This window comes from Streptomyces sp. NPDC127197 (assembly GCF_042672405.1).
In the GTDB taxonomy this organism is placed as follows: domain Bacteria; phylum Actinomycetota; class Actinomycetes; order Streptomycetales; family Streptomycetaceae; genus Streptomyces; species Streptomyces flavusporus.
Genome location: NZ_JBHXVG010000005.1, coordinates 266549 through 278904, shown reverse-complemented (window position 1 = coordinate 278904; position 12356 = coordinate 266549). Strand labels below are relative to the sequence as shown.

General features: G+C 68.0%; 8 protein-coding genes. 6 read left to right on the top strand and 2 right to left on the bottom strand.

From position 1 onward, the window contains the following. Positions 1–209: 209 nt before the first annotated feature. From ACFVJQ_RS10720 to ACFVJQ_RS10705, 4 genes are all read left to right on the top strand, one after another. Entirely contained in the window at positions 210–2396 is a 2187-nt protein-coding gene (locus ACFVJQ_RS10720) for an N-6 DNA methylase (RefSeq protein WP_385782633.1), read from the top strand. Between the two features lie 105 nt (positions 2397–2501). Continuing rightward, complete coding sequence (locus tag ACFVJQ_RS10715) at positions 2502–4493, top strand: N-6 DNA methylase (RefSeq protein ID WP_385782630.1); 1992 nt, start codon at positions 2502–2504, stop codon at positions 4491–4493. A gap of 77 nt (positions 4494–4570) precedes the next feature. Further along, positions 4571–5770, top strand: coding sequence for a restriction endonuclease subunit S (locus tag ACFVJQ_RS10710; protein WP_385782627.1), 1200 nt, complete (start codon positions 4571–4573; stop codon positions 5768–5770). Beyond that, positions 5767–8949 carry a type I restriction endonuclease subunit R gene (locus tag ACFVJQ_RS10705; protein WP_385782624.1) on the top strand — a complete coding sequence of 1061 codons (3183 nt, stop codon included), beginning with the start codon at positions 5767–5769 and terminating at the stop codon, positions 8947–8949. Before ACFVJQ_RS10710 ends, ACFVJQ_RS10705 begins: the two co-directional genes overlap by 4 nt. A 57-nt stretch (positions 8950–9006) precedes the next feature. Here the strand turns inward: ACFVJQ_RS10705 and ACFVJQ_RS10700 are convergent, their stop codons facing one another. Further along, positions 9007–9210, bottom strand: coding sequence for a DUF397 domain-containing protein (locus ACFVJQ_RS10700; RefSeq protein WP_385782621.1), 204 nt, complete (start codon positions 9208–9210; stop codon positions 9007–9009). Then, positions 9207–10070, bottom strand: a complete 864-nt coding sequence (locus ACFVJQ_RS10695) for a helix-turn-helix domain-containing protein (RefSeq protein ID WP_385782618.1) — start codon at positions 10068–10070, stop codon at positions 9207–9209. The genes ACFVJQ_RS10700 and ACFVJQ_RS10695 overlap by 4 nt, the downstream gene beginning before the upstream one ends. Before the next feature lie 121 nt (positions 10071–10191). Between ACFVJQ_RS10695 and ACFVJQ_RS10690 the strand changes: the two genes are divergently transcribed. Then, a complete protein-coding gene (locus ACFVJQ_RS10690; protein ID WP_385782615.1) occupies positions 10192–10638 on the top strand; it encodes an ATP-binding protein in 447 nt (148 codons plus the stop codon). Between the two features lie 168 nt (positions 10639–10806). Beyond that, positions 10807–12351, top strand: a complete 1545-nt coding sequence (locus ACFVJQ_RS10685; protein ID WP_385782833.1) for a protein kinase — start codon at positions 10807–10809, stop codon at positions 12349–12351. The last annotated feature ends 5 nt before the right edge of the window (positions 12352–12356 follow it).

The window sequence follows — 12356 nt, the reverse complement described above, 5'->3', positions numbered from 1 at the left end:
ATGTGGTGATCACGTCGGTGCGTCTGCGATCCCGGCGCACGGCGCAGCCGGTGCGGGCATGACGGATGAACACCCTCCACAGACCGACGCTCACTGCGGAAGCATCATTAGGTAAGCACGGCCGTGAAAGCATCGTCAAACACATTGACAGATTTGACGAGTGCTATAGGTTGTTAACCGTTCGCTACCGAGAGGCCCAGGACTCCGTGATGCCCCAGCCATCCGCCCAGGTGACGGCAGCCGAGATCTCCCGCATCGCGGGGGTCACCCGCGCCACCGTCAGCAACTGGCGCCGCCGGCACGACGACTTCCCCGCGCCCTCGGGAGGCACGGAGAGCAGCCCCTTGTACGACCTGGAGGAAGTGCGCGCCTGGCTCGCGGCCCGTGGGCAGGCAGCGGCGGCCAGCCCGGCGGAGGAGCTGCGCACGGTGCTGCGCCTGCACGCACAGAGCGGTAAGTCCGGCGCCTCCGACCTGCTCTCCCTTGTTCTCGCGGCGGCCCGCCGCACCCCGGACGAGCTGACCGCACTCGCGAATCTGCCGGACGCGGAGCTGACAGAGCACGCCGACGAGGCGGTGGCGGACGTGGCCGATGTCGTACCGGCAGCGGACACCGCGCGCTTCACGCCCGACGAAGCCACCGTCCTGCGGGCGCTGCTCCTCTGCGTGCGCGACCAGGGCGGCGAGGTCGCGCTGGGCGTGCTCGCGGAACGGGAGCTGGAGGACAGCGCCGCGTCCGGGACGTACCGGACGCCGGAGCCTCTCGCCGACCTCATGGCCCGCCTGGTCCCCGGCTCCCCAGCGCGCGTCCTCGACCCCGCGTGCGGCAGCGGCAGCCTGTTGGCAGCAGTTGCCCGGCGCGGCACGAGCGCGCTGTACGGCCAGGACGCCGTGCCAGTGCAGGCCCGGCGCAGCGCGGTGAGCTTGACGCTGACAGCACCCGAGGACACGACGGTCACGGTGCGCACCGGCGACAGCCTGCGCACGGACGCCTTCCCGGACCTCGTCGCCGACGCCGTTCTGTGCAACCCGCCCTACGGCGACCGGGACTGGGGCCACGACGAGCTGGCCTACGATCCGCGTTGGGCGTACGGCTTCCCGGCCCGCGCCGAGTCCGAGCTGGCCTGGGTGCAGCACGCGCTCGCGCACCTCGAACCGGGAGGTCACGCGGTGATGCTCCTGCCGCCGGCGACGGCGACGCGAGCCTCGGGCCGTCGCGTACGGGCGGAACTCGTCCGCGCCGGCGCGCTGCGCGCGGTCCTGGCGCTCCCGCCGGGCGCGGCGACCCCGCTCCACATCGGCCTGCACCTCTGGGTGCTGCAGCGCCCGGAGCCGGGCGGCCCGGAACGCAAGTCGGTGCTGTTCGTCGACACGGTGGACGCGGCAGTTGGCTCGGGTTCCGGTACCGCTTCCGGTACGGCAAAGACCCGTACACGAGGGGGCGGGCGTTCGGCGGCGCTGGACTGGACGGCGATCAGTGAGCGGGCGGTCGCCGCGTGGACCGCGTTCGCGGCGGACCCGGACGCGTTCGAGGGCGAGGCCGGGGTCGCACGTGCGGTGACGGTCGTGGACCTGTTGGACGAGGTCGTCGACCTGACCCCCGCACGGCAGGTTCGGGCCTCACGGGCGGATGTCGACCCGGATGAGCTGTCGGCAGAGGTCGAGGCGACGCGGCGGAAGCTGGTGACGGCGGCCAAGTCACTTGGCCAGGCGGGCCAGAACGCCGAGTGGAGCCCCGCGGGCGCGTCCGCACGGGAGTGGCGTACGGCGACGGCGTCGGACCTGGCGAGAGGCGGGGCTCTGACGCTGCTGCGGACGGTCCCGGAGGCCCCGAGGCGGGCCGAGCAGGGCGGCGGCGCGGCGGCGGAACCCCGGCCGGTCCTCACCGGCTCGGACATCGCCAGGGGTACCGGCCCGACGGGCGACTCGGCGGAGCTGCGCAGTGACGCGGCAGCGGTCATCGCGGTCGGGGACGTGCTGGTTCGGGCGGTCGCGAGCGACGGGGGTGCCATGGCCCGGGTCGCGGGCGAGGAGGAGGCCGGTGCGCTGCTTGGCCTTCACGTGCACCTTTTCCGCCCGGACCCGGCACGCCTGGACGCCTGGTTCCTGGCCGGCTTCCTGGGCGCCGAGGACAACATCGCGGGCGCATCCACCGGCAGCTCGGTGCTGCACATCAGCCCCGGCCGGCTGCGCGTCCCGCTGCTGCCGCTGGAGGAGCAGCGGCGGTACGGGGAGGCGTTTCGGCGCGTGCACGAACTTCGGGTGGAGGCGCAGCGGGCGACGCGGCTGGCGGAGGAGACGGCGCGGCTGCTGTCGGGCGGGCTCACGGGCGGCCAGTTGCTGCCCTCGCGGGAGACGGCGGGGGCACGCGGCCGAGGTGGCGATTCGCCCCATTAGGCACGCAGGCCTTCACACATAGACCACACTTGTCGGACCGTCCCGGTCGGCCAACCGGCTCGGGCGGTGGGGTTGGGACATTTCGGAAGGAATCCGGGGATCCAGTTGAACAGCAGTAAGCACACGGAGCTGGCGAACCACGCGTGGTCCGTCGCCGACCTCCTGCGGGGGGACTACAAGCAGTCCGACTACGGCAAGGTCATCCTGCCGTTCACCGTGCTGCGACGCCTGGAGTGCGTGCTGGAGCCGACGCGCGAGAAGGTCGCGGAGATCGCGGAACAGCACAAGGACAGCGGGATCGACCCGGACCGCTTCCTGCGCCGGGCCTCGGGCCACTCCTTCTATAACAAGTCCAGCCTGACCCTGAAGAAGATCGCGGACGACCCGCAGAACGCGGCGCAGAACCTTCAGGTGTACGTGGGGGCGTTCTCCGACAATGCGCGGGGCGTGCTGGAACGCTTCGAGTTCGCCCAGCAGATCAAGCGGCTGGACGGCGCGGGGCTGCTCTACAAGGTCATCGGCAAGTTCACGGACCTGGACCTGCGCCCTGAGATCGTGCCCAACCACAACATGGGCTACATCTTCGAGGAGCTGATCCGCCGCTTCGCGGAGCAGTCCAACGAGACGGCCGGCGAGCACTTCACCCCGCGCGAGGTCATCCAGCTGATGGTGCGGCTGCTCGTCGCCCCAGACGGTGACGCGCTCCAGCTGCCCGGTACGGTGCGCACGGTTCTCGACCCGGCCTGCGGTACGGGCGGCATGCTCTCCGCGATGGACGACCTCATCACCGAGTTCAACGAGGACGCCACGGTGGAGGTGTACGGGCAGGAGCTCAACCCCGAGTCGTGGGCGATCTGCCGGTCCGACCTCATGATCAAGGGTCAGGACCCGGAGAACATCGCCTTCGGCAACTCCTTCTCCGACGACGGGCATGCCCGCAAGACCTTCGACTACATGCTGGCGAATCCGCCGTTCGGCGTGGAGTGGAAGAAGGTCAAGGAGGAGGTCGAGCACGAGCACAAGGCGCTGGGCGAAGCCGGCCGCTTCGGGGCGGGGCTGCCGCGCATCAACGACGGTTCGCTGCTGTTCCTCCAGCACATGATCTCGAAGATGAAGCCGGTGGACGTCAACGGCGGGGGTGGCTCGCGCCTGGCGATCGTCTTCAACGGTTCGCCGTTGTTCACGGGTGCGGCGGGTTCAGGCGAGTCGGAGATCCGCCGCTGGATCCTGGAGAACGACTGGCTGGAGGGCATCGTCGCCTTGCCGGACCAGCTCTTCTACAACACCGGTATCTCGACGTACTTCTGGATCCTGACCAACCGGAAGAACCCGGACCACAAGGGCAAGGTCGTGCTGCTGGATGCGCGCGACCAGTGGCAGAAGATGCGGAAGTCCCTGGGCGACAAGCGCAAGGAGCTGGGCAAGGACCACATCGCGACGGTGGTCAAGCTGTACGGCGAGGCGCTGGCGGTGGCTGGCGATCCGGAGCACCCGATGCACGGCAAGGTGAAGGTCTTCCGCAATGAGGACTTCGGCTACCAGCGGATCACCGTGGAACGCCCGCTGAAGCTGCGGTTCGAGGTGACGGAGGAGACGCTGGCGGCACTGGAGGCGTCCAAGGCGATCCAGAAGCTGCCGCAGGCTTCGGCTCTGGCCGACGCCTTCAAATCCCTGACGGGCACGAGCTGGGCCACGAAGCAGGAGGCCTGGCTCGCCCTCAAGGACGCCGTGGTCGCGGCCGGCTCGACGTGGCCGACGGGGGCGCCTTTCAACAAGGCGCTGCGTGAGGTGATCGGGGTGCGGAACCCGGAGGGCGAGGTGCAGCGCGTCAAGGGGCAATTGGAGCCGGATGCGGAGCTCCGGGATTACGAGAACGTGCCGTTGGGCGAGGACGTCGAGGAGTACCTGGAGCGGGAGGCCCATCCGCATGTGCCGGATGCGTGGATCGACCACGGCAAGACGAAGGTCGGGTACGAGATTCCGTTCACGCGACATTTCTACGTATACGAGCCGCCTCGGCCGTTGGCGGAGATCGACGCGGAGTTGAAGGCGCTAGAGGCGGAGATTCAGAGCCTGTTGGGGGAGGTTGCAGGATGAGTGATGGTGACGTTCGCCTCTCTCAGGGATCGCCGGTTTCATGGCCTTCACACTGGCGATCCGCACCTCTTTGGTCAATGTTCGATCGGGTCAAAGACGTGAACCACCCAGAAGAGGACCTGCTAAGCGTCTACCGCGATCACGGCGTGGTGCGACGTGACGGTCGCGACGACAATTTCAACAAGGCGGCCCTGGATCGCAGCATCTACCAACTTGTGCACCCTGGCTGGCTTGTCGTAAATCGCATGAAGGCTTGGCAAGGCTCAGTCGGAATCTCTCCGTTCAGAGGGATTGTTTCCGGGCATTACATCTGTTTCCGCCCGGCCCATCACGAAAACGACCGGTTTCTGAACTGGCTCCTCCGCTCAGCACCCTATACCGCAGAGTATGCAGCGCTCTCGCGGGGAGTTCGACCAAATCAAGTCGAAATCGACAACGAGTGGCTCCGGTCCTTGCGAATCATGTTGCCACCGCTGGAGGAACAGCGCCGCATCGCCGACTTCCTCGACGCCGAGACCGCTCGTCTCGATCGCCTTGCGGTCGCGATGCATAAACAAGATGACCTCCTAAAGCATCGCCGTCTCCGCGTGTTGGATTTGTTGGGTGATGTCGGTACCCAACCCAAGAAGGCAAGACTCGGATATCTTTCGCTCTTGGTGACCAGCGGTTCCCGCGGATGGAGCGAGTACATCGCCGACAGCGGCGAACTCTTCTTCCGAAGCGCCAATCTCCATGCGGACCGAATCCAGCCCAAGCTAGCGAACACTGCCTACGTACAGATCCCGGAGTCCGAGGCGACCGAAGGTCAGCGAGCAAGGATCAAGAGGGGAGACGTACTCATTGGCATCACGGGGGCGAACGCAGGGTGGGTATGCCTTGCTGATGACGCAGTCGCCAATGGCTACGTCAGCCAGCACGTTTGCCTTGTACGTCCAGACAGCAGTCGACTCAACAGCCGATGGCTTGCGCTTCTTGCCGCTTCGACCTCTGTCCAGTCCGAATTGATGCGGAGCCAGTACGGTGGCACCAAGACGCAACTCTCGTTGCCTGACGTGCGAGCAATAAGGGTCCCCGTGCTTCCGGTCGAGCGACAGGCCCAGCTTGCTCTATCCGTCGAGCGGAGGATCGAGTCGCTCGATCGCCAGCGAGCATTGCGCCAGCGACAGCTTCAACTCTTGACCGAGCGTCGCCAAGCCCTCATCACCGCCGCCGTAACCGGCCAGTTCGACGTAACCACCGCCAGCGGACGCAACGTAACTGAAGGAGTCGCCGTATGAGCCCCGTGCACGACGAGTCCTCCTTCGGGTCCGCCATCGTTGCCGCCCTCTGCGAACGAGGTTGGTGCGAGGCGAACCCCGAGGACTACCAAGCCGACCTCGGGCTCGACACCAACGAGCTGTTCACCTTCCTCGGCGCGACCCAGCCCGACGAGTGGAACGAACTCCTCACCGTCTACGGCGGTGACCCCAACGAGGCCCAGCGCGGTTTCGCGCAGCGCCTCGACCGGGCGATCGCCGATGACGGCCTGCTCCACGTCCTCCGCAACGGCGTCAAGGACCGCGGTGTCCGCCTCCGTGTCGCCTACTTCAAGCCCAACCTCATCTCCGCTGACTCCGTCCTCGACGGCTACCGGGCCAACCGCCTCACCGTCGTCCGTGAACTCCCCTACGCCACCAAGCAGGCCGACTGGGGCCACCGCCTCGACCTGACCCTGTTCCTCAACGGCATCCCGGTGGCCACGGCCGAGTTGAAGAACCCGCTCACCGGGCAGGGCGTCGAGCAGGCCAAGGAGCAGTACCGGACCGACCGGGACCCGACCGAGCTGATCTTCACGCGGCGCGTCATCGCGAACTTCGCCGTCGACCCCGACCTGGTCTTCGTCGCCACTCAACTGCGCGGCAAGAGCACCCGGTTCCTGCCGTTCAACACCGGCTCGAACGGCCCCGGCCAGCCCGGCGGTGCCGGCAACCCGGCGCCCACGGCCCACGGGGCGTACGCCACCTCCTACCTCTGGGAACAGGTCTGGCAGCGGGACAACTGGCTCGACCTGCTCCAGCGTTTCGTGCACCAGCAGAAGCACAAGACGCCCGGCGGCGGCACCACCAAGTCGACGATCTTCCCCCGCTTCCACCAGTGGGACGTGGTCCGGAAGCTCACCGCGCACGCGTCCGTCCACGGCGCCGGCCAGAACTACCTGGTCATGGCCTCCGCCGGGTCCGGCAAGTCGAACACCATCGGCTGGCTGGCCCACCGCCTCAGCGACCTGCACGCCCGCACCGATCCGCACGTTCTCCGGCCCGAAGCCCTCGCCAGCGGCCGTATCAAGCCCGGCGAGCCCGTCTTCGACAAGGTCATCGTCATCACCGACCGCCGCGCCCTGGACGCCCAGCTCGCGGCGACCGTCGGCAGCTTCTCGCAGACGGACGGTCTGGTCGTGAAGGTCGACGAGAAGCACGGGTCCAAGAGCGAACAGCTCGCCCGCGCCCTCTCCCGGGACACTGGCAAGATCGTCACCGTCACCCTGCACTCGTTCCCGGCGCTGCTCGACTACATCAAGCGCAACCCCACAGAGATCAAGGGAACCCGCTTCGCGATCATCGTCGACGAGGCGCACTCCTCCCAGTCCGGCGACGCCGCCACCGCCGTGAAGTCCGCCCTGCGCGACCTCGGCCTGGACGCAGACTCGGACGACGAGGGCGCGACCACGGTCACCGTGGACGACCAGCTGAAGGCGAAGGCGGTGGCGCGCTCCCAGGCCGCCAACCTCTCCTACTTCGCTTTCACCGCCACGCCCAAGTCCAAGACGCTCGAACTCTTCGGTACGGAAGGCATAGAGAACGGCAAGCCCGTCTACCGGCCCTTCCACACCTACTCCATGCGTCAGGCCATCGAGGAAGGCTTCATCCTCGACCCGCTGCGCAACTACGTCACGTACAACACGTACTGGAAGCTCGCGAACCTGAACCGCGACGAGAAGGAGGTCGACCCCTCCAAGGCGAACAGCCTGCTCGCCCGGTTCGCGCTCATGCACGAGCACACGGTGTCGCAGCATGCCCAGGTGATCGTCGAGCACTTCGTCGCCCACACCTGCGGCCGGCTCGGCGGACGCGCCAAGGCCATGGTGGTCACGGCTTCCCGCCACTCCGCCGTGCAGATGGCGCGGGCCATCCGGAGTTACATCGCCGACGTCGAGTACGACACCAAGTACCCGGACCTGGGCGTCCTGGTCGCCTTCTCAGGGTCCCTCACCATCGACGGTGAGGAGACCACTGAGAGCAAGGAGAACGGCGGTCTGCCGGAGAGCGCGCTGCCGAAGGCGTTCGGCTACACCCGCGCCGACGACAGGGCCGCGAAGGCCGGCGGCAAGGGGCAGCAGGAGTACCGAATCCTCGTCGTCGCCGAGAAGTACCAGACCGGCTTCGACCAGCCGCTCCTGACCACGATGTACGTCAACAAGACGCTGACCGGCATTGCCGCCGTGCAGACCCTCTCCCGCCTCAACCGCACCACCGAACGCAAGTCCCAGGCCGACCTCGCCGTCCTGGACTTCGTCAACGAGGCCGAGGACATCCAGGACGCCTTCCGCCCGTACTTCGAGGAAGCGCACACCCTGCCCTCCGATCCGAACCTCCTCTACACGGCGCAGAGTCGCGTCATGTCCGCCCCCATCATCTCGGAGCAGGACATGGACGAGTTCGTCGCCGCGTACATCGAGGCGGAGAAGAAGGCAGGGGGCTCCCAATCCAAGTGGGAGAAGCTGCACGCTGAGCTGTACCGGCTCCTGTCCCCCGCCGTCACCCGCTTCACCGCCCTCCTGGAGAGCGAGGAGGAGGACGACGCCGAGACGGCTGAGGAGTTCCGGGCCAACCTGAACGACTACGTCCGCAAGTACGGCTTCCTCGCACAGATCGTGCCGTACCAGGACGCCGAGCTTGAGCGCCTGTACCTCTACGGGCGCCACTTGCTCAACCGCCTTCCCCGCCTCGCGGACGGCGGAGTCGACATAGGAGAGGTGGATCTCAGCCACCTGCGCGTCGAGAAGACCGGCGAGCACGATGTGTCCCTCAACCCCGAAGGCCCCGCCGAACTCAAGGGATTCAGCGACGGGGTGGGCGGTGCGAAGGACGCCGAGAAGTCACTGCTGTCCGAGCTGATCGATAAGTTCAACGCCAAGTTCGGCACGGAGTTCACCGAGGAGGATGTCCTCCCGGCCTTCAATGCCACCAAGGAGGACCCGAAGGTTCGGGCCGCCGCCCTCGTCAATGACGAGGAGAACTTCGGCATCGTCTTCGACAAGAAGTTCGAGGAGAACATGATGGATCATGTCTCCACGATCGACACCCTCGGCAAGCGCTACTTCGGCACCGACCGGGACTTCAAGTCCAACCTCGACCGCAGCGCCCGCCGGGCGGCCTGGCGGATGATCCGCCGGGAGGAGGGGCTGGACGGGCTCTGACAGGAGCTGGGCTCGGTGCGATGCACGCACCGAGCCCCTTTGCCGTACGTCTGCCGATCAGCGCCCGGCGGCAAGTCGCACGAAGTCCGTCCACGCCGCTGCCCCCACGGCCAGCCGCTCCCCTTCTGGCCGCTTCGAGTCCCTGACCAGGACGGCCCCGGGGACGGCTGCGACTTCGAGGCATTCCCCGCCGCCGCCTGTGCTGTAGCTGCTCTTGCGCCAGGCGACCTCTGGCACGGCGTGCGCTATGCGAACGCTCATGACTCTCCCAACAGTTTCTCGATGAAGGCGGATGACTCGCTCGGCGTCAAGGCCTGTGACCGGAGGATGCCATACCGAGCCTCCAACTCACGCACCTTGATCACCTCGGTGTACAGCCGACTGTCGTCTTGTACCTCTGCGTACGCGATGCGCTGTCCCTTGTCCGTATCGATCAGCGTGAAGGGGCCGCCCAACGCAGCATTGTCCTCACGATCGGTCGGCATGACCTGCACTTCAACGTGCCTCAACTGGGCCGTCAACAGGATTTGTTCCAGCGCCTCCCGCATGACCTTCCGGCCGCCCAACGGCCTCCGCAGTACCGCCTCTTCGATCACGAAACTCATCAGAGGCGCGGGCCGCCGACTGAAGACCTCCTGTCGGGCCAGGCGCGCTTCCAGACGCTGTTCGATGACCTCGTCGGGCAGCAGTGGGCGCTGCATCTGAAAGACGGCCCGTGCGTAGTCCTCCGTCTGCAACAAGCCCGGCACCGCGTACACCGCGTACAGGTTGAGCGCCGCAGCCCTGGCTTCCAAGCGAACCGCGTCCTGGAAGTAGGCCGGATACTGCGCCCGCCCCACCTCCTCCTTCATGGCCATCAGCAAACCCCCGGCCCCCAACACCTCATCCGCCCTGTCGATGAACCGAGGCTGCGGAATTCGCCTCCCCTGCTCAATCGACGCCACCGTGTCCGCCGAGTAACCGACCAGCTTGCCGAACTCGGCCCGGTCCAGTCCCGCCCGCGTCCGCAGCAGCTTCAACTGCCGTCCGAACACGGTCACCACGCCCGTCCCCGGCTCGTCCTCCGGCCGCCGCTGCTCCTGCCCCCGCGCCGCCGGCTCCTCGTCCCTCACCTCGGTCATCGCCTTACCGCCTCTCCCCCGCGTACCGACCCGTACAGCACCCGCGCCCGCCCCGTACGAAAGATCGGTGTCAGCGCATCACCACTGGTCACGCTATGCCACAGAAGGCCACCGTGAGTGCATGACCGCAACACAATCACCCCTCCCAGTGCGCCAGTTCACGATGCGCTTCAGCTCGACCCCGCGCGGCGCCCGCCTGGCCCGGCGCCTGTGCGGGCACCGCCTCGACGCCTGGGGCATCCCGTACGGCAGCGACGCGCACGACGTCGTCACACTCATCGCGTCGGAGCTGTGCGCCAACGCCGTACGGCACGGGCACGTCGCTGGCCGCGACTTCCGCGTCCTCCTCACCGCCGACCCGGCCACCGGCACCGTACGGATCGAGGTCAGCGACACCCGCGGTGAACACCTCCCCTTCCTCCCCACCACCACACCCGAGGAGGGCGACAGCGGACGCGGGCTGCTCCTCGTCGAGGCGCTGGCGGACCGCTGGGGCTGTTCACCCCGCGCCGAGGGCGGCCCCGGCAAGACCATCTGGGCGGAGTGCACCGCCCTTTCCCTGTCCTGATCACATAGCTCACGTGCGCCCCGGCTGGACTCACCAAACTCCACCCACGACACTGATCCCAACCACATCGAAGACCTTTCGGACACTCGACGGGGCGGGGGCCAGGTGCCGGAACCACGGCGGATCGCGGGACGTTACGAACTGCTGGAGCAGTTCAGCCACGGCGGCATGGGGGACGTGTGGCGCGGCTACGACGCCGTACTGGACCGGCCGGTCGCCGTGAAGCTCATCCGCCCGCAGGCCGTCACGTCACCGCACCTGGCGCAAGAACTTGAGAAGCGGTTCAAACGCGAGGCGCGGATCACCGCGCGGATCCAGCACCCGGGCGTGCCGCAGGTGTACGACGCCGATCTGGACGAGTCGTACGAGCAGTTGTTCCTGGTGATGGAGCTGGTCGACGGCGTGCCGCTGACCGCTTACGTGCACCCGGACCAGCCCCTGCCCCTCAGCTGGGCGGTGGCCGTGGCGGCGCAGGTTGCGACGGTGCTGTCGTACGCGCACGACGTGCCCGTCGTCCACCGTGACCTGAAGCCGAGCAACATCCTCGTCGCCCGCGACGGCACGGTGAAGGTGCTGGACTTCGGCATCGCGGCGATCCTGCGGACGGACGTCACCAAGCTGACCGTGACGGGCAGTCCGATCGGGACGCACCAGTACATGGCGCCGGAACAGGTGCGCGGCGGACGGGTCACGCCGCGCACCGATCTGTACGCGCTGGGCTGCGTGCTGCACGAACTGCTCTGCGGACGGCCGCTGTTCGGCGGGGACAGCGAGTGGCAGCTGATGATGCAGCACGTCAACGCGGCACCGACGCCGCTACGGCAGCTGCGTGCCGACGTACCGGCGGCGCTGGAGGAACTCGTCCTGCACCTGCTCCGCAAGGCGCCCGAGGCGCGTCCGGCGGACGTGCAGGAGGTGTACGAGCGGTTGCGGCCGTTCCTGCCGGTGACCGGCGAGGAGTCCGTACCGGAGGAGGCAGGGCCCGCCGGGGTGCCTGACCCGACCGGGATCTTCCGCCGCCCGTACGCGCCCCGCTCGCGCGCCGGTTCCGCGAGCGCGCGGCCCGCCGCGTCCCCCGCCGGGCCGGACGCACCACCTGCCGTCCCCGCGGCCGAGCGGGAGGCACTGCGGGAGCAGATCCTCGACGTGCACGCGCACTACCGCGCCCTGATGGAGGAGGAGCGGTATGCGCAGGCCGCCGAGGTGGTGGGCGAGATGATCGAGCCGGCCGCGCGTGCTCTCGGCTCGGAGAGCAAGGCGGTCCTCGGGCTGCGGATGCGCCGGGCGGTCAGCCGTCAGCTGGCGGGTGACCACCGGGCCGCGCTGCCGGAGTTCGAGGCACTCGCCGACGCCTACGCGCGCGTGAGTGGCCCGAGCAGCGAGGAGGCGCTGGACAGCCGGGCGCAGGCGGCCCGCTGCCGCGGGGAACTGGGGCAGGTGACCGAGGCGCTGGCGGGGCTGCACGGCGTCCTCGATGTCGTCCGCTCCGTCGACGGCGACGTGAGCGAGAACGCCGTGGAACTGCGCCGCGACATCGGCATGCTGCTGCTCGCGCAGGGGCGGGCGGCGGACGCCTTCGACGTCCTGGACCCGCTGCACGCGGATCTGTGTCTGGTGTTCGGCCCTGACGACGAACTTACCGCCGAGGTGGCCGAGACCTTGGCTGTGATCCGGCTGGATCTCGACGGTGACATCCCCCATTCCTCGCCCTGACCTGC